20 protein-coding genes and 1 pseudogene are annotated in these 24854 nt (G+C 72.5%); 6 read left to right on the top strand and 15 right to left on the bottom strand.

What is annotated here, in order from left to right:
• Positions 1-11: 11 nt before the first annotated feature.
• Positions 12-437: a hypothetical protein gene (locus tag ACGFZK_RS13955; RefSeq protein ID WP_393849096.1), complete on the bottom strand. Its 426-nt coding sequence runs from the start codon at positions 435-437 to the stop codon at positions 12-14.
• A gap of 186 nt (positions 438-623) precedes the next feature.
• Between ACGFZK_RS13955 and ACGFZK_RS13960 the strand changes: the two genes are divergently transcribed.
• Complete coding sequence (locus ACGFZK_RS13960) at positions 624-1352, top strand: NAD-dependent deacetylase (RefSeq protein WP_393849097.1); 729 nt, start codon at positions 624-626, stop codon at positions 1350-1352.
• Positions 1353-1421: 69 nt separating this feature from the next.
• Here the strand turns inward: ACGFZK_RS13960 and ACGFZK_RS13965 are convergent, their stop codons facing one another.
• From ACGFZK_RS13965 to ACGFZK_RS14005, 9 genes and pseudogenes are all read right to left on the bottom strand, one after another.
• Positions 1422-1904 carry a VOC family protein gene (locus ACGFZK_RS13965; RefSeq protein WP_393849098.1) on the bottom strand — a complete coding sequence of 161 codons (483 nt, stop codon included), beginning with the start codon at positions 1902-1904 and terminating at the stop codon, positions 1422-1424.
• 140 nt (positions 1905-2044) lie between these two features.
• Positions 2045-5623 (bottom strand): CDP-glycerol glycerophosphotransferase family protein, encoded by a 3579-nt coding sequence (locus ACGFZK_RS13970; protein ID WP_393849099.1) that lies wholly within the window; start codon positions 5621-5623, stop codon positions 2045-2047.
• A 194-nt stretch (positions 5624-5817) separates the two neighbouring features.
• Positions 5818-6192, bottom strand: coding sequence for a hypothetical protein (locus ACGFZK_RS13975; protein ID WP_393849100.1), 375 nt, complete (start codon positions 6190-6192; stop codon positions 5818-5820).
• A gap of 122 nt (positions 6193-6314) precedes the next feature.
• Positions 6315-6734 (bottom strand): roadblock/LC7 domain-containing protein, encoded by a 420-nt coding sequence (locus ACGFZK_RS13980; protein ID WP_393849101.1) that lies wholly within the window; start codon positions 6732-6734, stop codon positions 6315-6317.
• Between the two features lie 71 nt (positions 6735-6805).
• A complete protein-coding gene (locus ACGFZK_RS13985) occupies positions 6806-7597 on the bottom strand; it encodes a transcriptional regulator (RefSeq protein WP_393849102.1) in 792 nt (263 codons plus the stop codon).
• Positions 7594-8034, bottom strand: coding sequence for a hypothetical protein (locus ACGFZK_RS13990; RefSeq protein ID WP_393849103.1), 441 nt, complete (start codon positions 8032-8034; stop codon positions 7594-7596). The genes ACGFZK_RS13985 and ACGFZK_RS13990 overlap by 4 nt, the downstream gene beginning before the upstream one ends.
• Positions 8035-8215: 181 nt before the next feature.
• Positions 8216-8437: pseudogene (locus ACGFZK_RS13995) on the bottom strand (helix-turn-helix domain-containing protein); the annotation flags it as partial.
• 133 nt (positions 8438-8570) lie between these two features.
• Positions 8571-9191 (bottom strand): DUF6461 domain-containing protein, encoded by a 621-nt coding sequence (locus ACGFZK_RS14000; protein WP_393849104.1) that lies wholly within the window; start codon positions 9189-9191, stop codon positions 8571-8573.
• Positions 9192-9247: 56 nt separating this feature from the next.
• Positions 9248-9811, bottom strand: coding sequence for a TetR/AcrR family transcriptional regulator (locus ACGFZK_RS14005; RefSeq protein WP_393849105.1), 564 nt, complete (start codon positions 9809-9811; stop codon positions 9248-9250).
• A 129-nt stretch (positions 9812-9940) separates the two neighbouring features.
• Between ACGFZK_RS14005 and ACGFZK_RS14010 the strand changes: the two genes are divergently transcribed.
• On the top strand, positions 9941-11236 hold the full coding sequence (locus ACGFZK_RS14010) for a helix-turn-helix domain-containing protein (RefSeq protein WP_393849106.1): 1296 nt from the start codon (positions 9941-9943) through the stop codon (positions 11234-11236).
• Here the strand turns inward: ACGFZK_RS14010 and ACGFZK_RS14015 are convergent.
• From ACGFZK_RS14015 to ACGFZK_RS14030, 4 genes are all read right to left on the bottom strand, one after another.
• A complete protein-coding gene (locus ACGFZK_RS14015; protein ID WP_393849107.1) occupies positions 11154-13094 on the bottom strand; it encodes an APC family permease in 1941 nt (646 codons plus the stop codon). The two genes, ACGFZK_RS14010 and ACGFZK_RS14015, sit on opposite strands and share 83 nt — an antisense overlap.
• A 51-nt stretch (positions 13095-13145) precedes the next feature.
• Positions 13146-14588 carry a helix-turn-helix domain-containing protein gene (locus tag ACGFZK_RS14020; protein WP_393849108.1) on the bottom strand — a complete coding sequence of 481 codons (1443 nt, stop codon included), beginning with the start codon at positions 14586-14588 and terminating at the stop codon, positions 13146-13148.
• 178 nt (positions 14589-14766) lie between these two features.
• Entirely contained in the window at positions 14767-15222 is a 456-nt protein-coding gene (locus ACGFZK_RS14025) for a (2Fe-2S)-binding protein (protein WP_393849109.1), read from the bottom strand.
• A 20-nt stretch (positions 15223-15242) separates the two neighbouring features.
• Positions 15243-17525, bottom strand: coding sequence for a molybdopterin cofactor-binding domain-containing protein (locus ACGFZK_RS14030; RefSeq protein ID WP_393849110.1), 2283 nt, complete (start codon positions 17523-17525; stop codon positions 15243-15245).
• Positions 17526-18012: 487 nt separating this feature from the next.
• On the opposite strand from ACGFZK_RS14030, the gene ACGFZK_RS14035 reads away from it, so the two are divergent.
• A complete protein-coding gene (locus ACGFZK_RS14035) occupies positions 18013-19434 on the top strand; it encodes a PP2C family protein-serine/threonine phosphatase (RefSeq protein ID WP_393849111.1) in 1422 nt (473 codons plus the stop codon).
• Between the two features lie 122 nt (positions 19435-19556).
• Here the strand turns inward: ACGFZK_RS14035 and ACGFZK_RS14040 are convergent, their stop codons facing one another.
• Entirely contained in the window at positions 19557-21053 is a 1497-nt protein-coding gene (locus ACGFZK_RS14040; RefSeq protein WP_393849112.1) for a hypothetical protein, read from the bottom strand.
• 231 nt (positions 21054-21284) lie between these two features.
• On the opposite strand from ACGFZK_RS14040, the gene ACGFZK_RS14045 reads away from it, so the two are divergent.
• From ACGFZK_RS14045 to kstD, 3 genes are all read left to right on the top strand, one after another.
• Entirely contained in the window at positions 21285-22409 is a 1125-nt protein-coding gene (locus ACGFZK_RS14045) for an aminoglycoside phosphotransferase family protein (RefSeq protein ID WP_393849113.1), read from the top strand.
• A gap of 106 nt (positions 22410-22515) precedes the next feature.
• Positions 22516-22908, top strand: coding sequence for an MmcQ/YjbR family DNA-binding protein (locus tag ACGFZK_RS14050; protein ID WP_393849114.1), 393 nt, complete (start codon positions 22516-22518; stop codon positions 22906-22908).
• A 141-nt stretch (positions 22909-23049) separates the two neighbouring features.
• On the top strand, positions 23050-24843 hold the full coding sequence (gene kstD, locus ACGFZK_RS14055; RefSeq protein ID WP_393849115.1) for a 3-oxosteroid 1-dehydrogenase: 1794 nt from the start codon (positions 23050-23052) through the stop codon (positions 24841-24843).
• The last annotated feature ends 11 nt before the right edge of the window (positions 24844-24854 follow it).

Raw genomic sequence — 24854 nt, forward strand, 5'->3', positions numbered from 1 at the left:
CCCTACGGATCTCAGCCCGCGCAGATCACGTCGTCGAGCCGGATGGGCTGGGAGTCGAGGCGTACGTACGCCGTGAAGGTGTCCGTGTCCCCGGAGGCCCAGTGGGTGGTCACGGTGGCCCAGCCCACCGAAGCGGTCTTCGCGACGGTGACCGGGCCGATGCTGATGTCCTGCGGCTCGTTCTGGGCGCAGAGCAGGACGTCGACCTCCTCATTGACCTGCTGTCTCTCCTTGAGGATCTGCGATACGTAGTCCTCCCGGTCCTGCACCGAGGGACCGTGGTCCCCGTAGAAGCCGGTGAGGAAGTCCTCGATCTGGGCGGCGGTGTGCCCCTTCACTGCCGCGGCGGGCGCCGCGAGGGCCGGGGCGGACGGCATGACCGGCAGCGCGAGCAGGGTCAGCAGCAGGGCACCGAGACGGTACGGATTGAGCATCATGTCCGGTCTTGTACCCGCCGGGCCGCCGGATCGGGAGGGCGGGGCCCGGATCTCACTCCTGCGGGGGGTCGGGATTCACCGCAGAAACGACCCTTCCACCTCCTGCCCCGCCCGCTGCCGCCTCCCTCCGGCCGGTGCACGGAAATGGGCTCGCGGGCGGCCCGCGCCGGTACGTAGGGTCGATGCATGGGGAAGCCACTTGTCGCAGTGTTCAGCGGGGCCGGGATGTCCACCGATTCCGGGATTCCGGACTACCGGGGGCCCCAGGGCCTGTGGCGGCGGGAGCCCGACGCCGAGAAGCTGGTGACCTACTCGTACTACATGGCCGATCCGGAGATCCGGCGCCGCTCCTGGCGGATGCGCTCCGAGATCGGCGCTCTCGGAGCGCGGCCGAACGCCGCGCACCTGGCCGTCGCGGAGCTGGAGCGCGGTGACACCCCGGTGCGGGTGATCACCCAGAACGTGGACGGGCTGCACCAGCTCGCGGGGATGCCCGACCGCAAGGTGTTCGAGCTGCACGGCAGTGCCCGCTCGGTGGTGTGCACGGCCTGTCACGCCCGGTCGGGCATGGAGGAGGCGCTGGCCCGGGTGGCTGCCGGGGAGCCGGATCCCGCCTGCCTGGTATGCGGCGGGATCCTGAAGTCGGCCACGGTGATGTTCGGGCAGCGGCTCGACCCGGAGGTGCTGGGGCAGGCGGTCGCGGTGGCCAAGGGGTGCCGGATCTTCATCGCCGTCGGGTCGACCCTGCAGGTGCAGCCGGCGGCGTCACTGGCCGGGATGGCCGCGGAGGCCGGGGCCCGGCTGATCATCGTGAACGCGGAGGAGACCCCGTACGACCCGCTCGCCGACGAGATCGTCCGCGAGCCGATCGGCACCGCCCTGCCGGCCCTGCTGGCCAGGATCGCCGCACCTTAGGGGGCGCCGGCCCGCGTCCGGGCCCGGCGCCCGGGCCTGCCTCCCGGCCCGGGCGCCGGGCCCGCGCCGCTACCCGGCGTCGGCCGCCCGGCGCATCTCCGCCACGTCCAGCTTTTTCATCCCCATCATCGCGGCGGTGGCCCGGGAGGCCCGGCCCGGGTCCGGGTCGGCGATCAGGTCGATGGCGCCCGCCGGGATGACCTGCCAGGACACGCCGAACTTGTCCTTGAGCCAGCCGCAGACGCCCTCCTCGCCGCCGTCCCCGCTCAGGGCATTCCAGTAGTAGTCCGCCTCCGCGTCGTCGGCGCAGTGGATCTGGAAGGAGATCGCCTCGCTGAAGGTGAACTGCGGGCCGCCGTTGAGGCCGATGAACTTCTGGCCGTTGATCTCGAACTCCACGACCATCACCGAGTCGGCCGGGCCCGGGCCCGCGTCGTTGTACCGGCCGATCCGGCCGAGCCTGCCGTCCTTGAAGACGGACAGGTAGTAGTCGGCGGCCGCTTCCGCGGTGCCGTCGAACCACAGACACGTGGTGAATCCGTTGCCGCTCATCTCTGCCTCCAGGCCGGTGGGGGACGGCGGACACCGTCCCTCACATACAGACCGGCCCCGGACCCGAAACTCATCGGTGGGTCCGGGGCCGGTCCGTGTTCAGCCGGAGGTTCGCCCGTACGGCTCAACGGGCGCGGCCGCTACTGCGCGGGCGCCGCACCCATTGCGAGCATCCGCTCGACGACGCGCTCGGTGGCGCTGCCGTCGTCCAGGTCGCAGAACTCCGCGCGGAACGCCGCCCGCGCCTCGGCGTACTCCGCCCCGACCGCGTCCGCGTTGCGCACGGCCTCGATCAGGCTCGCCGAGTCCGCCAGCAGCGGTCCCGGCGCCTTCGCCTCCAGGTCGAAGTTGAAGCCGCGCAGCGTGCCGCGGTAGTGCGCCAGGTCGTACGTGAAGAGCAGGATCGGCCGGTCGGTGTGCGCGAAGTCGAAGATCGCGGAGGAGTAGTCCGAGATCAGCACGTCGGCGACCAGCAGCAGGTCGGCCGCGTCGGGCCAGCGGGAGACGTCGACGACGAAACCGTCGCGGACGCCGTCGCGGACCTGCTCCGTCACGTGGTGGTGGCCGCGGATCAGCAGGACGTGGTCCTCGCCGAGCTCGCGACGGGCCTGGTCCAGGTCGATCCGCAGGTCGAGCTTGTAGCCGCCCGACCAGCCCTCGCAGTTCTCCCGCCACGTGGGCATGTAGAGGACGACCTTCTTGCCCTCGGGCAGACCGAGCCGCCGCCGGACCTCCGCGACCCGCTGCGCGTCGGGCCGCACCAGCGCGTCCGTACGCGGGCTGCCGGCCTCGATGACCTCGCCGTCGTAGCCGAGGGCGCGCTTGAGGACGGGCGTGGCGTAGGAGCTCGGGGAGGCCAGCAGGGACCACTGGGCGCTGTCGTGCGCCAGCCCCTCCAGGATCTCCGGGCTCGTGTAGTAGTCGTGCACGAAGTCGTGGCCGATCTGCTTGATCGGCGTGCCGTGCCACGTCTGGACGACGACCTGGCCGGTGCGGCGCTGGAAACGCCGCGGCACGTTGTCGTTGGTCACGAAGTAGCGGGCGCGGGCCAGCACCTCCCACGACTCCACGCTGCCGTACTGCACGGCGCGGGCGGTCGCCGGTACCTCGGCGCGGCCGTCGCGGACCAGCCAGATGTGCTCCAGCTTCTCGCCGCGGCGCACGAGTTCCTCGTGGATGGCGCGCGGCGAGTCGCCGGTGCTCTGCCCCTGGAAGGTGTCGTAGACGACGATGTCCTTGACCGGCAGGGCGCGTTGCGCCGGGTAGGTCTCGAAGCGGGCGACGCGCTGCGCGTAGTGGGAGCGGTCGTGCGGGCTGATCAGCGGGTCGGCGACCAGCACCGTGCGGTCGTGGAAGCGGGTCTCGACCCGCATCCGGCGGCCGTGCACGGTGAAGGCGTGCGGCCCGGAGAAGAGGAGCCCGGGGCCCATCTGTACGGGGGCGCCGCGGTCGACGCCGAGCAGTCCGGCGGTGGTTCCGCCCAGGGCGGCCGGGCGCAGCGTGGGCCACCAGCGGCCCTCGGGGAGCGTGGTGCGGCCGGCGTAGGCCTCGGGCAGCACGGGCTCGAACGTGGCCTCGAAGGCGTCGCCGTCGCGGGCGACGGGGTAGCTGAACTCCACGCCGTACGCGTTGTGCAGGACGAGCTCGTACGGCTCGTCGACCGGGGCGACGAAGCGGCCGCGCAGGGTGAGGGTGCCGTCCTCGGCGGTGACCTCGTCGACCAGCGGCGGGGAGGGCTGCACGGAGAGGGTCAGGTGTCCGGTGTTGCCGCGCTTGGCGAAGAGGGAGCGGTCCGCGTCCCCGCCGGGCAGGGGCAGGACCAGGCCGTCGAATCCGCTGCGCTCGTCGTGGACCAGGCGGTGCTCGGTGCCGTCGGCGCCGATGACGGAGAGGCCCCAGGGCTCGGGGGCCCACTCGCCGGGCTCGCACACGGCGTCCGGTACGGCGGCCAGCTCGGCCAGCGGTACGCGGGCGGTGAACGGGGTCCGTCCGGCGCCGGACGCGGTGCTCTCCAGCGGGAACTGCAGGACGGTGCCGGTGGTGACGTGGACGGCCCGCAGCGTGGTGGCGCCGACGGCCTCGGCGGAGAGTTCACCGGTGATCTCGACGGCGTCGTCACCGGCGGGGTGGACGTCCAGAGCGCGGGCGCGGGCGATCTCCACCTGGATGGTGAGGGCTCCGGAGACGGCCGGGACGATCCGGACGTCGGGGGCCACCCAGTGCGGCGGCGGGTTCTGGCCGGTGTCGTGCTCGCCGCCCCGCAGCCGGGCGCGGTGCAGGCCGCCGGCTCCGGTGACGGCGACGGACGTGGTCCATATCCCCTCGCGCCACTTGCCGCCCGACTGGAAGATCGAGGGGTCCACGACGGAGGTGAAGCCGGCCCAGTCGGCGTGCCGCAGGGCGAGGTGCGGGGACTTCACCGTGGCCATCGGGGAGGCGACGGTACGGGTGCTGACGACGGAGCGGCGGCGCTTGCCCCCCTCGCGGAAGACCAGCATCTTGCGGGAGCCGAGGCGGCTCTCCGCGCCGAGGTGGCCGGGGAGGGCGTAGCCGCGCAGCAGCAGCTTGCCGTCGGCCCAGGCCGCCTGCTCCAGGCGGCTGACGACGCGGCGCTCGCGCGGGCCGAGGGTGAGGATCTTGGCGGGAACCGGCGGGCGGCCCTGCAGGAAGGGGTAGTCGGCCTGCGGGCGGGCGAGGCCCTTGACCGGCACGCTGTAGTTGTAGTCGCGCTGGTGGTGCTGGAGCGCGATGAAGTCCTCGACCCGGCCCTCGCCGGCGAGGTACGCCTTGAGGCGGTCGGCGACGGTCAGGTCGGACCAGGGTCCGGTGCCGATCTCGCGGACGAGGCCGCCGACCTCCTTGACGAACGCGGCCCGGAAGTCGGGGCCGCCCTCACCGACGTACTTGTAGATGAGCGGGAGTTCCTCGCTCAGCACGTTGTAGTCGTAGTCGCGCAGGTAACGGGTGTACTTGGCGCCCTGCTTGGCCTTGAGGGCCTCGCGGACCAGGCGGACGGAGGTCACGCGGTCGATGAGGGAGACCGGGTCGGTGGAGCGCTGGGTGATGGAGCGCTCGCCGGTCTCGCGGACCCGCCAGTGGTAGACGCAGTCGCTGATGATGTCGACGCTGGAGGCGAAGTAGTGCGCGGGGATGCTGACCGGGGCGTCCTCGTAGAGGATGCCCTCCGGATACTGGAAGCCGTGCCGGTCCCAGAAGCTGCGCCGGTAGACCTTGTTCCACGCGGTGCGGTCGGTGACCAGCGCCGGGAACTTGGAGATGTGGGTCTTCAGCTGGGTGCGGGCGAAGGCGGCCCGGTGCCCCCAGGACTGCTGCATGCCGACGGAGCGGAAACGCTTGACATTGCCGCCCGCGAAGTCCGAACCCGTCTCGTCGAGCGCGTCGATGAGCCGCTGGTAGGCGTAGTCCGGCATCGTGTCGTCACTGTCGACGAAGGCCAGGTACTCGCTGTCCTTGTCGGCGTGGCGGGCACCCACGTTGCGGGCGGCACCGAGTCCGGCGTTGTCCTGCATCACGACCCGGAAGCGCTTGTCCCGGGCGGCGAACGCCTTCGCGATGACGGCGCTGGTGTCCGTGGACCCGTCGTCCACGAGGATGACCTCGAAGTCGTCGAAAGTCTGGGATGCAATGGATTCCAGGCACTCGTCGAGGTAGAGCTCGACGTTGTAGACGGGGACGACGATGCTCAGGCGCGGGGGCATGGGTGGCGGTTTCTCCAGCGTTTTATGCTTTATCGATGATCAGCTGCTCACAGCATCTTACTCTGTAACAGAGTCATAAACTCCACCCATATGGGGCATAGCCAGCTGATCGCCAGGGCGGACGGCAAAGAATTCAGCCGTCCGCCACTTCGACGATGCGGTTCGACGCGGTCCGACCGGGCCCGGTGGGCCGGTCAGACCTCCAGCTCGGACTCGATCTTCTTCAGCTGATGACGGGCCATCGCGAGGTTGGCCCGCTTCTTGTCGAGGGCCAGGTAGAGGAAGAAGCCCGTGGAACCGCGGCTCTTCATCAGCCGGATCAGGTGGTACTGGCTGCCGAGGGTGATGAGGATGTCCTCGATCTCGTCCTTGAGGCCGAGCATCTCCATCGTGCGGACCTTGGCGCGCACCACGTCCGTGTTGCCCGCCGCCGCGACCGCGAGGTCGAGGTCCTTGCCGCCCCCGATCGTGCCGAGGGCCATGCCACTGCCGTAGTCGACGAGGGCGGCACCGATCGCGCCTTCGATGGTGGTGGTGGCTTCCTTGAGTGCGGTCTCGACATTGACCATGAGAGGGTCCTCTTTCTCGTTTCACTGACTGGAACGTGACTCGGATGTGACTGGCTGTGGCTGGCTGTGGCAGTGCAGGCGGGCCGGGGCAGGCCGGGGCCTCCCGCCGGCCGGACCGCGGATCAGCCGGGCGGGGCGCCGGGACCCCGTCGCCCGAGGGTGTGGTCGATCAGTTCGGCTATCCGGAGACTGGAGCGCCGGGCCTCCAGGTGGAGTCGCCCGACGTTGACGCGCGGCCCGGCGGTCAGGGTGAGGACGGCCGCCATGCCCGCCGCGTAGGTGGCGACGTAGCCGTCCTCGCCGCGCACGAGCAGTTCGCGGAAGGCGCCCTGGCCTGTGCTGTCGCTGAGCCGCTGGGCCACCCCGAGGGCGGCGGCGGTCAGTGCCGCGACGGACTCGGCCTCGGCGGCGGCGCTGTCCTGGGCCAGGACGAAGCCGTCCGCGCTCGCCGCGAGGGCGCCGGTGAGCTGGGGTACCCGGGCCCGCAGCCTGCGGAGCTCGGCGAGTATCTCGGCCTCCGTCTCGGGGGGCACCGTACTCATGTCGGCCTTTCTCCTTTCGGGCTGCCTACGCTCGGAGCGGTCGGCGCGCAGGGCCGGTCGCAGCGGGAGCCTCACAGGCTTGCCTCCAGTGCGTCGCGTAACCGGCGGAGCAGCGCCACGTCCGGGGATTGGGCCTCGGTCATCCAGTCGGGCAGGGGCGCCACGGCCGGTGGCGGGGCGGGGGTGTGCGGGGTCTCGACCAGTCCGGCCGCCGCGAGGCGCCGTACGTCGAGCAGGGTGTGGAAGGCGGGCCGGCCCAGGACCCACGCGAGGTCGGCCGGGGTGCGCAGGCCGTCGGCCCGGCCCAGCAGGGTCCGCTGCCGGGCAGTGATCGTCTGGCCGGGCGCGGCCGCCCGGGGAACCACCGGGGAGGTGTCCAGCAGGGGGTAGGGCCAGACGGCGTCGAGCAGGTCCCGGCGGCGCCGGGTCTCCCGCTCGACGGCGGCGGCGGGGACGGAGCGGACGGAGCCGATCCAGTGGGTGGCCCCGCGGCGGAACCGGGAGGGGCCGCTGCCCGGGGAGAGTGCGAAGAAGGCGGCGTCGAAGATGGCGGCGAGGTGGCATATCTCCAGCTCCCCGCCGGCGAGCCCGCCGCTGTCCACGAGGAAGCGGGCGACCTGGCGGCGGGCACCGGCCCGGTCCACGGCCTCCCGCCAGCGCTCGGGGGCGAGGCCGCCGCCGGTGGTGAGCAGTACGTCGAGGCCGGGGGTGGCCGGGCTCTCCGCATGCACGATGCGGCCGTCCTCCAGGAACAGGGTGCCGCGGTCGCGGAGCAGGGCGCCGGTGGCGCGCTCCGCGGCGAGCCGGGTGAGGAGGGGGGAGACGGCGGCGAAGGCGTTCGCCGCCGTGGCCGGGGTGGTCATCTGAGCACCAGCCCCTCTGCCAGGGTGCGGAGCCTGTGGCGCGCGAGGGCGAGGTTGCCCTCCGTGCGGTCGAGCCACAGGTGCAGGAATACGCTGCTGTCGAAGCTCGTCTCGACGAAGCGCAGTACGTGGTATCCAGTGCGGGTGGTGACGATCAGGTCCTCGACGGGCGGGCCGGCCGGTAAGCCGGCGGACGAACCGGCGGAGGGGACGGCTCCGCCACCGTGTGCCGGGTCGGCCTCCGCGGGGGCGAAGGACTCGTACTCGGCGGCCGCCCGGGCCAGTTCGGCGGTCTCGGCGGCGGTGGTCTCGTGGTCGCCCACGGGCGACTCCCCCGCGGTGCCGAGGGCCAGTCCGCTGCTCCAGTCGACCAGAGCGGCCCCCCGCGCACCAGGCAGGGCCATGGCTTCGAGCAGGCATTCGTCGATCCCGGGCACGCGGGCTCCCCTCCCGGCCGGACGTGCTGGGTGCACGGTCGTACGGCGCAACAGGAGGGAACTTACTCAACTTCCACAGTACGAAAGGGCGTTCTGGCATTTTCCGCTGGAACGTGCCAGGAAGGACGTGAGAGCTTGGCCGGAACGCGTCGGAATTTGATCACGACGCGAGCGGAAGATCGTCCGCGAGACGGAACGCCCCTCCCTCGCGCTGCACGTAACCCTCGTGGCTGAGGGTGCGCAACAGGTGGTAAACGGTGGGCAACGGGATTCCGGTGAGCCGCGCGAGACGTTTGGCCGTCGCCCCGCCCTCCGCGGACATCGCTTCCAGGAGGCGCAGCGCGCGCTGCACGGAACCGATCAGGGTGGGCGTGCTGTCCTTCTGACTGTGGTCGGTGTCCATGACTGGTCCCCCTGCTTCGGTACGAGGCCTGGCAAACCCATCAAAGTCGCTCACCGGGCGCAAAACCAGCGGACTCGCGTAAACCTGAGCATAAGATCACCGCATCCCGGCCCCGGAACGGCAAGACACCCCCCTAGCGCGTACAGGTCACGTACGCCGGCAGCGGGGTGTCCGCGATCAGATGGCGCGGCAGGAACAGTCCGAAACGGCGCTCCAGGACGGCCAGGGTGTGGCGGTCGCGGTCCTGCTCCGGCTCGTCGGCCGGGCGGGCGCACGCGCCGGCCGGACTGAGGATCCCGGCCGCGATCAGCTCCGGAAGCAGGAAGTCCGGCCGGTGGCCGCCGCGCCAGCATTCCTCACCGAGACCGAAGCAGCACATCAGCTCCCCGTCGCGGGCGTACGCGAACTGCTTGGGCGGGTGGTCGGGCTGCGGGTCGAGGTGGACGGCCTCGACACCCGCCCGGGAGACCTCGGCGAGGCGTTCCGCCCCCGCCGGCAGTCCGTGTTCGACGGCGAAGGACCAGTCGCCCCACCGGCCGACCCGGGCCACACCGTCGCCGTCCACGGTCTCGGTCACCATGCTCCAGGCGGCCGGCGCACCCAGCGGTCCGGGGCGCACGCCCGGCAGCGCGCCGAGCCGTGCGGCGAGTTCGTCGGGGCCTATGCCCCGGGCGAAGGTCAGACCGGCGAACCACTGGTCCCAGTCGGCCAGCCACCGGATCCCGTCCGCCGAGTCCTCTGCGATGTCCGCCATGTCCGCACTCCCCACGGTTTCCCCACCCCGCCGGTGCTTGTTCACCGGCACGATAGTCAGTCCGCGGGCTTCTCCGGGAGGAGGCGCTCGACCATCGTCCGAATGAGCCCCTGCACCGAGTGCGCCTCCAGCATCGCGGGAGCGGTCAGGTCGTCCACGATGAGACCCAGCATCGCCAGGTAGATCAGGGCCACGCCCTGCCGGTCCCCGGGCAGGCCCGCCTCCAGGTGCCAGGCGATGTTGGCCTCCAGCTCCGCGCCCTGGAACCCGGCGAGCTCCGCCTGGAGTTCGGGGCGCCGGGTGCCCTCCAGCCGCAGCTCCAGCATCGCGATGTGCACACTGCGCTCGCGCCGCATCCGGTCCAGCAGCGCGTTGAGCAGCACCTCGGTGTCCAGCGGGCCGGTGAGGTCCGCCGGGTCCGGGACCAGCCGCTCCCGGGTGCGGTGCAGGATCTGCACGAGCAGCTGGGACCGGTTGGCGAAGTAGTTCGAGGCGGTGCCGGTGGGCACGCCCGCCTCGGCGTCCACCGCGCGCAGGGTCAGACCGCGCGAGCCCTCGCGCGCCAGGACTTCGATGGCGGCGTCGAGGAGCGCGGCGCGGCGCTGCGGGTTCTGGCGCATGGGCGGTCCCTGGGTGTGGGTGGGGCACATCGGGTTGATCACTGCAGGTGCAGTGCTTCGCACAAGGTAGCGGACGCGGCCGGTCCGGGCCCTCCCCACCACCCCCTCCCCCGTGTCAGGCTGCGCGTCATGGAGCGGATCATCGAGGAGATACGCGAGGACCTGTCCCGCCGGATCGCCGTGGCGGCGGACCGGCTCGCCGACCGGACGCTGACCGAAGACCCCGTCTACGCCGCCCTGCTGGGCCGGGCCGAGCTGCGCGAGCGGATCCACCACCACCTCCGCCAGGCCGTCGAGGGCCTGGTCCGCAGCTCCCGCGGCCTGCCGGTGGAGCTCGCCGACGCCCGCGCCGTCGGCGAGCTCCGTGCCCGGCAGGGGCTGCCGCTCGCCTCCCTGCTGCGCACCTACCGCCGCGGCGGCCGGCTGCTCTGGCAGAGCCTCACCGAGGCCGTGACCGCGCACGACCGGGCGGCGCTGCCCCGGCTGCTCCCGGGCGCGACCGCACTGTGGGACGTACTGGACCAGATGACGGACGCCGTGAGCGAGGCCTACCGGCGTACGGAGGCCGCGCACGGAGACCGCGACCGGGAGCGCCGGTCGGCCCTGCTGGACGTCCTGTTCGACGGCACTGACGGTACTGACGGTACTGACGGTACTGACGGCCCGTCGGCTGCCGCGGCCGAAGCGGCCGCCGCGCAGCTGGGCCTGCCGGAGCGGGGCCGCTTCGCGGTGGTCGTGCTGGCCTCCGACGGCTCCCCCGCCCCTGCCGGCCCTCCCGCCGGCCCCGGCGGGGCCGCCTCCGCTCCGCGCGTGCTGTGGCGGATCCGTGCCGACGGGGAGATCGCCCTGATCGAGCTGGGCCACCATCCGCTGGAGTCCGTACGGGAGCTCCTCGCGCCGCTCGGGGTGCGCGCGGGGGTCAGCCCGGTCGTCGGGGCGCCGGCCGAGCTGGCCCGGGCGCACCGGCTGGCCGCCCTCGCCCTGCGCACCGCCCCCGACTCCGAGGGACCGCGCACCGCCCTGCTGGACGAGCGGCTGCCGGCGGCGCTGGTCGCCGCCGAGGCCGAACTCGCCGCCCGTCTGCGCCAGGTGGTGCTGGGGCCGGTGCTCGCGCTGCCCGCGGAGGACCGGCGGACACTGCTGACCACGCTGGGCACCTGGCTGGCCTGTCAGGGCTCGACCACGTACGCCGCGCAGCGCCTGTACTGCCACCGCAACACGGTCTCCAACCGGCTGCGCCGCCTGGAGCAGCTGACCGGCCGCTCCCTGTCCGACCCGCGGCACGTGGTGGAGCTGGCGCTGGCGCACTCGGCGGTGCTGCAGCGGGGCACCGAGCAGGCGGCTACCCGTCCTGCCGCGCCGGATCCGCGCGTTTCGCCGACTCCAGCAGGTAGGGCACGTCGATCACCGCGACGCCCGGCGTGAACAGCAGCCGCGCCTTCAGCCGCAGGGCGTTCTGGTTGTGCAGGGGCTGTTCCCACCAGTGGCCCACCACGTACTCGGGGATCACCACGGACAGCATGTCGGTCGAGGTGTCGGCGGCCAGTTCCTCGACGTGGGTCAGGACGGGGCCGATCACCTCCCGGTAGGGCGAGTGCAGGATCTTCAGCGGGAGGCCGGTGTCGTGCTCGGCCCACGCCTCGCGCAGCCGGGCCGCCTCCCCCTCGTCCGCGGCGACGGTGAGCGCCGTCAAGGTGTCGGGGCGCAGCCCCTGCGCGTAGCCGATGGCCTTGAGCGTCGGGGCGTGTACGGCGGCGACCAGGACCACCACGTGGTGGCGGGCGGGCCTGCGCGGCGTGGCGTCGGGGGCGATGGCGACCTGCCGGGCGACCTGGTCGTAGTGGCGGCGCACGCCTTTCATGCCGAGGAAGAGCAGCGGCATGGCGATGACGACCAGCCAGGCGCCGTGGGTGAACTTGGTGAGCAGGACGATGACCAGGACCAGGGCGGTGAGGGTGGCGCCGACCGCGTTGATGCCGAGCCTGCGGTGGATGTGGACCCGCTCCTCGCGCGGGGTGGCGGGTGAGGCGAGTTCCTTCCGCCAGTGCCGGACCATGCCCGACTGGGAGAGGGTGAAGGAGACGAAGACGCCGATGATGTAGAGCTGGATGAGGCGGGTCAGTTCGGCGTCGAAGGCCACGATGAGGGCGATGGCGGCGAGGGCGAGGAGTACGACCCCGTTGGAGTAGACGAGCCGGTCGCCGCGATTGGCGAGCTGGCGGGGCGCGTACCGGTCCCTGGCCAGGATCGAGGCGAGCATCGGGAAGCCGTTGAAGGCCGTGTTCGCGGCGAGGATCAGCACGCCCGCGGTGACGGCCTGGAGCAGGTAGAAGAGGAAGTGCCAGCTGCCGAAGGTGGCGCGGCCGATCTGGGCGAGGGCGGTGGAGGTCGCGGTGCCCGGGGGCAGGCCCAGTTCGGTGGGGTCGGCCGCGACGTGCACCTGGTACGACATGGCGAGGGCGGTGATGCCGGCGAACATGGTCACGGAGAGCACGCCCATCGCGGCGAGCGTGGTCGCCGCGTTCCTGGCCTTGGGCTTGCGGAAGGCGGGGACGCCGTTGCTGATCGCCTCGACGCCGGTGAGGGCGGTGCATCCGGAGGCGAAGGCGCGCATCGCGAGGAACACCAGGGCGAGCCCGGTGTACGTACCGACCGCGGTGATCGGGAGGTCGGCGGACTCGGCGCGGATGGTGTCGCCGGTGCCGAGCCGTACGGCGGCGACGGCGAACATCAGGTAGATGACGAGGACGAAGCCGTAGGTGGGGATGGCGAAGATGCGGCCCGACTCCCGTACGCCGCGCAGGTTCATCAGGGTCAGCAGCACCACGAAGGCAACGGACAGGGCCACTTCGTGGTCGTTCAGCGAGGGGATGGCCGAGGTGATGGCGGAGACGCCCGAGACGACGGAGACGGCGACGGTCATCACGTAGTCGACGAGCAGGGCGCTGGCGGCGGTGAGCGCGGCGGTCTGTCCGAGGTTCTCGGAGCTGACGACGTACGCACCGCCCCCACCCGGGTAGGCGTGGCAGGTCTGCCGGTAGGAGGCGATGACGACGACCATCAGGAAGACGATCGCGGCGGCCGCGTACCAGGTCAGGTGCAGCAGCGCGACGCCGCCGAGGGCGAGGATCAGCAGGATCTCCTCGGTGGCGTAGGCCACGGAGGAGAGCGGGTCACTGCAGAAGATCGGCAGGGCGAGCCTCTTGGGGAGGAGGGTCTCGCCCAGGCGGGCGGTGTCGAGGGGTTCGCCGACCAGCATGCGTTTCGCATTGATACGCCTCATTTGGGCATGATCGTTCATCTATTTCATCTATCAGCCCTTTTGGGGCTTGTGTCACCCGGCGAGCTCCTCCGCCCGGTGCGCCAGCCACAGGTCGTACCGAGCGCTCGGGGACTGCAGCAGGGAGCGCTCCAGCAGCGCCTCGATACGGGTCAGCCGCTTGCGGGCACCGGGGACGGAGACGCCCAGCGCGGCGGCCGCCGGGACGAGTTGGGCGCCGTGCGCGAGCCAGGCGCGGACCGTGTCGCGGGCTCCCGGCGGGGCCTGCGGTCCGCTCAGTGCGCCCAGGTGGGTACGGGCCCAGTCGGTCAGGCGCGGATCGCGCAGCACCTCGTCGAGCTCGGGGGCGGCCGGCGCGATCGCGGTCGCGCCCTCCCCCCGCCGCTCCCCCGGGGTCAGCCGCAGGGCCAGTGAGAGCGCCGCCTGGTCCGCCAGCCGTGCCAGGTCCAGGCCGAGCAGCGTCTCGACCAGGCGGATCCGGGCGGCCAGGGTGTTGCGGTGGATCTTCAGCAGCCGGGTGGCGTGCGAGGTGAAGTTGAGCCAGGCGTGGGCCGTGGCGCGCAGTTCCCGCCCGTCGGGATCCTGGGGCCGCCGGGGCTCGTAGGCGTGCAGGGGCGCGAGCAGGGCCTCGGCCCAGCGGGCGCCCGCCTCGTGCGCGGCGAGCGCCAGCTCGGGGCCGGGCCCGAACCGGGCGTTGCGGTCATCCCGGCCCCGGGCGACGGCCAGTGCGTGGAAGGCCTGGGTGTAGGCGGCGGGGGCCTCGCGCAGCTGCATCTGCCCGCTGACCCCGACCGCGCAGTCCGGGGCCACCTCCACCAGGGCCCCGGCCAGGGGGTCGCCGCCGTCGGACACCACGGCGGGGTCGGCCGGGACGAGCACGATGAGGTGGCGTACGTAGACCGGGCAGCGCACGATCCAGGCGCGGCCGCCCGTCAGCTCCCGGCACAGTCGGGCCACTTCGCCGCGCCGGCCGGTCGGGCATTCGACGACGTACATCCGCATCGGGTCGGGCAGCGAGGGACCCAGCGTCCCGGCGATCTGGTGGGCGGCGGAGAGCCCGCCGTTCATCAGCAGGTGGAGGACCGCCTCGCGGACCCGCGCCTCGGCGCGCCGGACCCGTTCCTCCCGTCGTACGGCCTCCTCGGCGCGCAGGACGAGGGCCAGTGGCACGGCGGCGTCCGCGAGCAGTGCGGGCGCGTCGGGGTGGTGCGGCTGCTCCAGTACGGCGGCCAGTGCGCGCCGGCCGTCCAGCGCGAACAGCAGGGTCGCGGAGCCGGCGCCGTGCAGGACCGCCGACCGTACGCCGCGGGCGCCCAGCTCGGCGGCGCCGCGCACCGCGGCCTCGGGGGCGTGTGCGTGCTCCTGGGCGTGTTCCCCGTCGGCATCCACCACTCCGACCCATCCCCCGAGGTGGGAGACGAGCCACTCCAGCAGCGCGGCCGATCCCCCGGCGTGGGCGAGCCGGTGGACCTTGAGTACGTCGTCGGACCGGGACACGGCGGCATTCAACCACCCGCCGCACACTGTGCGCTGTGATACCCGTCTCGCCCCGTCACTGGGCACGGCGAACCCTGCGAACGTCCCGTCCAGCGCATAGGTTGGGCGACGAGCGGCAGGGTCCCGGCGGCTTCGATGCGATCGGGCACGGGGGAAGGCCCCGGGATCCGGCCGCCGTTCACATCCTGCGCGCCGCGCTGCGGATGGCCTCCCGGATGCGGAAGTAGGTCCCGCAGCGGCAGATGTTGGCGATGGCGTCGATGTCCTCGTCCGTGGGTTCGCTCGTCCGCTTCAGCAGCGCGACGGCGGCCATGATCTGGCCGGGCTGGCAGAAGCCGCACTGGGAGACGTCCTGTTCGAGCCAGGCCTCCTGCACGGGGTGCAGGTCGTCCCCGTTCGCCAGGCCCTCGATGGTGGTCACCGTCCTGCCCGCGCACGCGGACACGGGCACCACGCAGGGGCGGATGTCGGCGCCGTCCAGGTGGCTGGTGCAGGCCTTGCAGACGTCCACCCCGCAGCCGTACTTGGGGCCGCGGACTCCCAGCATGTCGCGGAGCACCCAGAGCAGGGGCAGGTCGTCGGGCGCCTCCACGGTGACGCTCCGCCCGTTGACGGTGAAGGTGTGCGAGGGCACGGGGGACTCCTGGATCCGGGCTATCGGGGGTAGGGGGTGAAGTCGACGTCGAAGTCGAGGGGGAAGCTGCGGGGCTTGGAACCGGTGGCCCGGGCCCAGGCGTTGGCGATCGCGCCGACCGCCGCGGGCACGCCGAGCTCGCCCGCGCCGCCGGGCTCCTCGCCGGTGGCCGGCAGCACGAAGACCCGGACGTCACGCGGGGTGTCGCGCTGCCGTGCCCAGTGGAACTGGCTGTAGCTGCCCTCCAGCGGAAGTCCCTTCTCGAGGTGCAGCCCGGCGCGCAGGGTGGTGGAGATCGCGTCGGTGAGGCCGCCGATCATCTGGGCCTCCAGTCCGCGCGGGTTGACCGGGAGGCCCACGTCCACGGCGATGACCGCCTTGGTGACGCGGACGTGTTCCGGGTCGCGGGTGTCGATCTCCACCAGGCACGCGGTGCGGGACTTGTACTCCTCGTGGAAGGCGATGCCCTGCGCGCGGCCGGCCTCCATCGGCCGCCCCCAGTTCCCCTCCTTCGCCACCTTGTCGAGTACGGCGCGCTGGGCGTCGGTCTTCAGGAAGGTGCGCCGGAAGGCGTACGGGTCCCGGCCCGTCCGGGCGGCGAGTTCGTCGACCACGATCTCCTCTGCTCCGCGCGTGTTGGCGGAGTACACCGAACGCCAGGAACCGGTGGGGATGCCGGTGGGCACCTCGGTGAGCGCCTGGGTGGTGAGTCCGAAGTGGTACGGGGACTTCACCGTGGTCAGGAAGAGGGTCTGGGCGAGGGTCGCGTTGCCGATGCCGAGCGGCAGCGTGGCCGCGGTGGCGGTGATGATCTCACCGAGCCCGTGCCGGAAGTCGGTCTCGGCAGCGGCCACGCGGTGCTCGAAGCTGAGCACCTCGCCCAGGAGGTGGGTGGCGCGGATCCTGTGGTGGGTCGCGGGGCGCATCCGGCCGTGGCGGGTGTCGTCCACCCGGGTCCACATCAGCCGGACCGGGCGGCGGCAGGCCTTGGAGATCCGGGCGGCCTCCAGGGCCGCGTCGAAGAAGAGCCGCCGGCCGAAGGAGCCGCCGGCCTGGACCACGTGCACTTCGACCTGGGACAGGGGCAGGCCGAGGTCGGCGGCGATGGTCTCGCGGGCCACGATCGGGGACTTGAGGCCGGACCAGATCTCGGCCCGGTCCTCGCGCACGTCGGCGATGGCGGAGTTGGTCTCCATCGGGGCGTGGCTGACGAAGGCGAAGTCGAACTCGGCGTCCACGTACGGGGTCAGCAGCGGCGGGACCAACAACGGCGGGATGGCGGCGCGCAGTTTCGCGCGGACCTGCGCGTCGGACAGCCCGTCGGCGGGGCCGGGGCCCCAGGTGACCTGGAGGGCGGACTTGGCGTCGATGGCCTGTCCGAAGGTCTCGGCGACGACGGCGACCCCGGTCGGGACGGTCACCACGTGCAGGACGCCGGGCATGGCCCGGACGGCGGCGAGGTTGGTGACGGTGCGGACCGAGCCGCCGAGGGTGGGCGGGCGGCGCACCACGCAGGGCTTGGCACCGGGCACGTCGAGGTCGAGGGTGTACTGCAGGGCGCCGGTGACCATGGCGCGGGCGTCGACGCGGCCGGTCGGCCGGCCCACGAGGGTGTGCCGGGCCGTCTTCTTGGGCGTGGCGCCGAGGACGACGAGGCCGGGGTCCGCGGCGGCCACGGCGAGGTCCCCGTAGTCGGCGGTGCGGCCGTCCGGGGCGCGGACGGCGCCGTTCGCGGTGGTCAGTGACGCCGGGGACAGGCTCCAGCGGTGGGCGGCGGCCGCGACGAGGCGGGCCCGGGCGGTGGCGGCGCACTGGCGGACCGGCCCGTAGAGGGAGCGGATGGAGTTGGAGGATCCGGTGAGCTGGTTGAAGAGCAGTTCGGGCCGGGCGTCGTCCAACTCCACGCGTACGTCGGCCAGTGGCGCGTCGAGCTCCTCCGCGACCAGCATGGCCACCGCGGTGGTGAGGCCCTGGCCGACCTCCTCGCGCGGCAGCCGGAAGCGGATGGCTCCGTCCGCCCCGACGGCGAGCGCCAGCAGGGCGGAGGTGGGAGCGCCGGCCAGGATGAACAGGTCACCGAGGTCGATCACGTCGGCGATGGCGGGCAGGGACGGCACCACGGCGTGGGCGGGCTGCGGGGCCAGCGCGTCGATTCCGGCCCGGGTGACCAGGGCCAGGGTCGGCGCGGCCACCAGGTGGGTGAGGAAGGAACGGCGGCTCCGGCCCGTGGCCCGGTCGTGCCCCGTGACCTGGTCGTGCCCCGTGGCCCGGTCGTCCCCCGCGGCGTCGTTCGGCCCGGTCATGTTCGTCAAGTGTCCCCACGCTGCGCGGGCCCGCCCGTGCAGACCACCCCCGATTGTTACCGGCACGTAGGGTAGCGACCGCGTGACGTGGTGGGAAGCCCCGATCCCGCCGGGACCTATCGGCGTCATCACTCGTTCGGGGGTAGCGCGAGGGGCCGCCTTGATCCGTTCCTCACGCGATTCCCGCCGCGGGCGGGGCTCGTACACCTCGACCGTACGATCGATACCCGGGCGCCGGATGGCCGAATTCCGACCGCAGTTCGCAGCGCGCCGCCACCTCCACCGGCGGGTGCCGGTCCGCTGCCCGGAGTGGGCCTGACCGGATTCGTTCGCACGTGCCGGGCCGCCCGGAAGGCCTGCGGCATATACCAGAAGCAAGGACGTAGCGGATGTTGCCAAACGCCTTACACGCCGTCGCGCCCTGTGCAACAGTCGTTACCGGTCCTTCCTTCAGACTTGGCCGTGCCGCGCCTGTATCGGAGTTCTCATGCCGTCCCACCTGTTCGCGGACCGTCCCGCGCAACCGCCCGAGCCAGGGTCGGTGGACGCGCTGATCTCGCAGACCCGGCGACTGCGGGGAGAAGTGGACGCGGTCCGCCGCGACACCGTCGTGGACGACGACGACGCCCAGGGCCGCTGGCAGCGCGCACTGTGCGATCTCGCCGTCCACCACCTCGACGACCTCCGCGAGCACCTCGGCCAGCTCAAGGAGGGCCTGCCGCCGGCGCCCGAGACCGTCGAGTACCCGCAGGCGGCGCCCGAGGCCGGGCCCGAGGCCCAGACCCGCGTCGGCAGCGCCGAGTGGAACCTGCTGACCGACGAGGTCAATTGGTCCGACGAGCTGTTCCAGATCTTCGGCCGCTCGCCCGAGTCCGGCGCGCTCCCCCTCGACGAACTGGGCTCGACCCTGTTCTCCGAGGACCAGCCGCTCCTCACCTCGTGGGTCACCGCCTGCCTGGTGGACGGCAAGGCGATCGACGGCGAGTTCCGCATCGTCCGGGCCGACGGCCGGGTCCGGACCTTGCACATGAGGGGCGAGCCGGTCATCGACTCCGACGGCTGCACGGCCTCGATGTGGGCTGTCATGCGGGACGTGAGCGAACTGCGCCGGAGCCAGCGTGCGGTGCGCGAGTCCCGTGACTCGCTGCAGCGCCAGCGGGAGATCGCGCAGACCGAGCACCGGCTGGCGGTCGAGCTGCAGGAAGCCGTGCTCCCCCCGTGGCGCGGCTCCCTGCGGTTCCCGTACGGCAGCGCGGGCACGCTGGACGTGGCCGCGCACTACCTGCCCTCCGCGACCAGCGCACTGATCGGGGGCGACTGGTACGACGCACTCGAACTGCCCGACGGGCGCTCGATGCTGACGGTCGGCGACCTGACCGGACACGGGGTCAGCGCCACCTCCGGAATGGCGATGATGCTGGGCGCCCTGCGCGGCATGGCCATGGCCGGGATCGAGCCGGGTCCGCTGATGGGCTGGCTCAACCAGCTCCTGGAGACCTCCGTACAGCCCGCGCTCGGGTCGGCCGTCTGCTGCCGCTACGATCCCGCGCGCCAGGTCCTCTCCTGGGCGCAGGCGGGCCACCCGGCTCCGTTGCTGTTCCGCCGCGGGTCGGGACGCTCCCTGCTCCCGCCGGAGGGCGTCCTGCTGGGCGCGACCTCCGGAGCCTCGTACGGACAGGCCGAGGAACGCCTCGAGGTGGGCGATCTGCTGATCCTGCACACGGACGGACTCACCCCGCGCAGCATCGAGTTCAGCCGGGCGGACGGGACCGAGCGGTTGCTGGCGCTCGCGCCCCGGTTCGCGGCGGCGCGGTCGGCGCAGGACTGCGTACGGATCGTGATCGAGGAGTTCGGGGAGAGCGAGCGGGAGGACGACGCCTGCGTGCTCGTCGCCCGGGTCGGCGGGTAACGGGCGCCGGTTGTACGGGCTTCGGGGCCGCGCCGGAAGGCGCGGCCTTTCTCGTCTCCGGACAAGGCTCCGGGCCCCGTATGACAAGGCTCCGTACCGGGCGTGCGCGGGCCGGCGTGGGACTACACCCCCGTACCGCGCGGGCCGCGCGCCGCCGGGGTGTCGGGCAGGGCCAGCTTGATCTCCTGGCGGAGGTCCTCGATGCGCGCGTACCCGGAGTACTGGGCGGTGAGCCGGTACATCTCGCGCAGCCGGTCCCAGGTCCGGTGCGAGGAGGTCTCGTTCATCGACACCAGGGCGAGGCGCGCGTACCGGTCGGCCTGCTCCGGCTCGTCGGCGATGAAGCAGGCCGAGGCCATGGAGATGTAGTCGAAGATCTGCGAGCGCTGGTAGCCCTCGCCGCGCAGCCGCAGGGCCTCCTTGGCGTGGCGCGCGGCGACCGGCGCCGCCGCGGCGTCGTGGTCCGCCAGGGTCCGGTAGGCGAGGGCCTGCATGCCGTGCAGGTCCGCCTCGTCGAAGTGCTGCATCCAACTCGGCGGCGGCACGTCACCCTTGTCGGAGACGAACAGCTCCTCGGCCTCGCCCAGGGTGCGGCGCATGGCCTGGCCCTTGCCCATGGCGGCCTGGGCCCAGGCCTCGATGGTGTGCAGCATGGCGCGCGTCCGCGGCAGGGTCTGCTCGCCCGAACCGGACTGGGCGAGCTTCATCAGGTCCAGCGCCTCGTTCGGCTTGCCGAGGTGGACCATCTGGCGGGCGGCGCGGGACAGTGCCTCGCCCGCGCGCGGGCGGTCTCCGCCCTCGCGGGCCGCGTGCGCGGCGATGACGAAGTACTTCTGCGCCGTGGGCTCGAGTCCCACGTCGTGGGACATCCAGCCGGCGAGGACCGCCAGGTTGGCCGCCACCCCCCAGAGCCGCCGCTGGAGGTGGTCGGGGTGGTGGTAGGCGAGCATCCCGCCCACCTCGTTGAGCTGGCCGACGACGGCCTTGCGCTGGAGTCCGCCACCCCTGGAGGCGTCCCAGGCGCGGAACACGTCGACGGAGCGCTCCAGGGCCTCGATCTCCTGGGACCCGATCGGGGCGGCCTCGTAGCGGTCGTAGCCCGCTGGATCGGCCTGGAAGGACTCCCCGAAGTTCCGGGCCCCCTTGGCCAGGGCGGGGTCGGTGTGCAGCCAGTCGTACATGGCATTGCTGAGGGCGGAGCCGGCGGTGAGCACCGCTCCCGCGCCCATCAGACCGCGACGGTTGAGCATGAGGTCCATTCCCGTGAATTCGGTGAGGACCGCGGCTGTGCGTTCGGGCGCCCACGGCATTCCGTCGGGGTTCTCACGAGCCCCGTCCGGCTGCCGTCTGGAGGTGCGCCGCTGCCGTACGAACCCGAGGTCCTCGATGGTCACGACACGACCGAGCCGCTCGGTGAACAGTGCTGCCAGTACCGTGGGCACCGGTTCGCGGGGGGCCTCCCCCATGTCGATCCAGCGCCGCACCCGCGAGGTGTCGGTGGCCAGCTGGGGGTGGCCCATGGCCGCCGCCTGCCGGTTCACCATCCTCGCCAGTTCGCCCTTCGACCAGCCGGCCAGGCCGAACAGGTCGTTCAAGCGGGTGTTTGGACCTTTGCTCACGTCAAGCCCCCAGGTTCTCGGCTGAATTGACAGTAGCCCGCCGTCAGATGCCCAGCGACTATTCGCCAGGCTTCGCCAGGGCACGCCCGATGGTTCGCCACCTTGCGCCGGGTGTCAGGTAGGAATGCGCCTCCCCGACCCGGTTCACCGGCGGAACTCCCCAGGGTGAAGTACGGGATCCGGCGGGGCGGCGTACGAAAATCGTCGGCGCACGAAGGGATCCGTATCACCATGTACGCAGCAACGTCCTCCGTGTCCGCACCGGTCCGGCCGCACCGCACGCTTCCGGCGGGCGGCGGCCCCTACCTCGAACCCGGCCGCCCCTCGGCTCCCGCGCAGGGCGTCGTCCGGGCGCGGCGGATGCCGGGTACCGGATCACAGCCCGTCAGCGGAAGAATCGACCTCTCGGGGCCGCAGGGGGCGCAACTGCGCACCGCGCTCGCCTCGGTGCAGCGGATCTGTCCGGAGTTCGCGCCGGTGCAGGTACTGCGGCGCAGCGGCCGCTCGGTCCTCCTGGTCGGCACCACCGGACGGATGACCGCCGTCGCGAAAGTCTTACTGGATCACTCGCCGGAATGGCGTGAGCGCTACCGGCACGAAATAGCGGCATACCGGGCCTTCGTCCGGCACCGCCCACCGGTCCGGGTACCGCGGCTGATCGCCGCCGACCCCGAGAACTGCACGCTGGTGGTGGAGCGGATGGCGGGCCGGGTCGCGGCCCTGCAGCGGCACCCGGTGGAGCCGCCTCCGCGGGTGGACCTCCGGGCGGCCCTGGGCGCGGTGTGCCGGGTCAACCAGTGGCGGCCGCCGGCGGAGCTGTTCGGCACCCCGATGAACTATGCGCGGCGGATCGCCCGCGACTACGAGTTGGGCCTGCTGACCGACCGGGACCTCGGCGACCTGCAGAAGCTGTTGCACGGCGTGAAGCTGTCGGGCACGGCGCTGCAGTTCAACCACGGTGACGCCCTGCTGTCGAACCTGCTGCTGTCCCCGGCCGGTCCCGTACTGCTCGACTGGGAGCACGCGGGCTGGTACCTGCCGGGATACGACCTGGCCACGCTGTGGACGGTGCTGGGCGACGCCCCGGCCGCCCGCGCCCAGATCAGCCGGCTCGCGCAGTCGGCCGGTCCGGCCGCGCGGGACGCGTTCCTGGTCAACCTGATGCTGGTGCTGACGAGGGAGATCCGGATGTCCGAGACGGCGGTGCAGCGTTCGATGCTGGCGACCGTCCCGGCCCAGCCGCCGGCGGTGGGCGCCCTGTCCTGCGGTGAGGAGCAGCGGCTGCTGCTCCGCCGTCTGCACGACGATGCAGGGATGGCGCGCCGAGCGGTCCGCGCGGCGGTCGGTACGCGCTGACCGTCGTCCCCCCGTACGCGAAGTCCCGTGGCCCCCACCGCCGCGGGGCTTCGCCCGTTCGCGGGCGCTCCCGCTAGCGTGGGGAGACGACCGACGGGAGGCGCTGATGAAGTCCGGAGTGCGCAAGTGGGAGGCGGTGCGGGAGTTCGCCCTCGGCCTTCCGGAGGCGGTGGAGGATCATCCGTGGGGTCCCGAGGACTGCGTGGTGAAGGTGAACAAGAAGATCTTCGTCTTCCTGGGCAACACCGACGGGCCGGGGCAGCCCGGTCTGTCCGTCAAGCTCAAGGACGAGGCGTTGCACGGGCACGCGATGGCCGCGCCGGGAGCCGAGCCGACCGGATACGGTCTGGGCCGGTCCGGCTGGGTGTCGGTCCCCCTGGCGGAGAAGGGGGCGCCGTCCGTGCAGGTGCTGTGCGAGTGGGTGGAGGAGAGCTACCGCACCGTGGCCCTGAAGCGGCACGTGAAGGAACTGGACGCTCGGACGCAGGCGCAGGGCTGAGTGCCCGGTCTCCGAGTGCCCGGTCTCAGGTGCGGGCGCCGGATGCCTTGACATCACATGATCCCCCGAACACCTTTTCTGACTCAGCATCAGAAATGCTGGAGGCACTTCCCCTCCTCCCCACATCGCTGGAGCCTGCCCATGTCCGCAAGCGCTTCACGCACCTCCCCCGCCGCCCTCCCCTCCAGACGCGGGGTCCTCGCCGGTACGGGGGCCGGTGTGCTCGCCGCCACCGTGCTGCCGTCCGCCGCGGCCCGGGCCACCAGCACCCAGGACGGGCCCCCGCTCGGCGAGTACGACGTCGTCGTGGTCGGGTCCGGGGCCGCCGGGATGACCGCCGCGCTCACCGCCGCCGGGCGGGGGCTCAGTGTGCTGGTGGTCGAGAAGGCCCCGACCTTCGGCGGATCGGCCGCCCGGTCCGGCGCCGGTATCTGGCTGCCGAACAACTCGGTGATCCTGGGCGCGGGGGTGCCGGACACCCCGCAGAAGGCGGCGACGTACCTCGCGGCCGTCGTCGGGCCCGAGGTGCCGGCCGACCGGCAGGCCGCGTTCCTCGCCAACGGGCCCCGGATGCTGGACTTCGTGATGGCCAACAGCCCGCTGAGGTTCCGCTTCATGGAGGGGTACAGCGACTACTATCCCCAACTGCCGGGCGGGCTGCCGAACGGCCGCTCCGTCGAGCCGGACCAGATCGACGGGAACGTCCTGGGCGCCGAACTGGCCCGCCTGAACCCGGCATACATGCCGGTCCCGGCCGGGATGGTGGTCTTCAGCCAGGACTACAAGTGGCTGAACCTGGCGGCGGTCAGCGCCAAGGGGCTCGCCGTGTCCACGGAGTGCCTGGCACGCGGTGCGAAGGCGGCGCTGCGCGGCGAGAAGCCGCTGACCATGGGCCAGGCCCTGGCAGCCGGGCTGCGCGCCGGGCTCCAGCGGGCCGGAGTGCCGGTGTGGCTGAACAGCCCGCTGGTGGACCTGGTCCAGGAGGGTGGCGCGGTCACGGGCGTCGTGGTGGAGAAGGAGGGCGTACGGGGCACCGTACGGGCCCGGCGCGGGGTGGTCATCGGCTCGGGCGGTTTCGAGCACGACGCGGCGATGCGGGCGCAGTACCAGCAGCAGCCGGTCGGCACCCAGTGGTCGGTGGGCGCGAAGGAGAACACCGGCGACGGGATCCGGGCGGGGCAGCGGGCCGGGGCCTCGCTGGCCCTGATGGAGGACGCGTGGTGGGGGCCGTCGATCCCGCTGCCCGGGGAGCCGTACTTCTGCCTCGCCGAACGGACCCTGCCGGGCGGGCTGATGGTGAACGCGAACGGCGCGCGGTTCGTCAACGAGGCGGCGCCGTACAGCGATGTGGTGCACGTGATGTACGAGAAGGACCGGGGTGCGGTCGGCTCGCACATCCCGGCGTGGCTGATCGTGGATCAGAACTACCGCAACAGGTACCTGTTCAAGGACGTCCTGCCGACGTTGCCCTTCCCGGACTCGTGGTACCAGGCGGGCGCGGCGAAGAAGGCGTGGACCTGGGACGCGCTGGCGGGCCAGATCGGGGTCCCGGCGGGCGCGCTGCGGGCGACGCTGGGCCGGTTCAACGCGCAGGCGTGGAGCGGCAACGACGCCGACTTCCACCGGGGAGACACGGCGTACGACCACTACTACACGGACCCGAGCGTGCACCCGAACTCGTGTCTGGCGCCCGTCTGGGTCCCGCCGTTCTACGCGTTCAAGATCGTGCCGGGGGATCTGGGCACGAAGGGCGGCATCGTGACGGACGCCCGGGCGCGGGCCCTGCGGCCGGACGGCTCGGTGATCCCGGGTCTGTACGCGGCCGGCAACGCGAGCGCGGCGGTGATGGGCCACAGCTACGCGGGGGCCGGTTCGACGATCGGCCCCGCGATGACGTTCGGCTACGTGGCGGCCAACGCCATCGCGGACGCGTGACGCCCGAGGTC

Source organism: Streptomyces sp. NPDC048257 (assembly GCF_043201855.1).
Classification (GTDB): domain Bacteria; phylum Actinomycetota; class Actinomycetes; order Streptomycetales; family Streptomycetaceae; genus Streptomyces.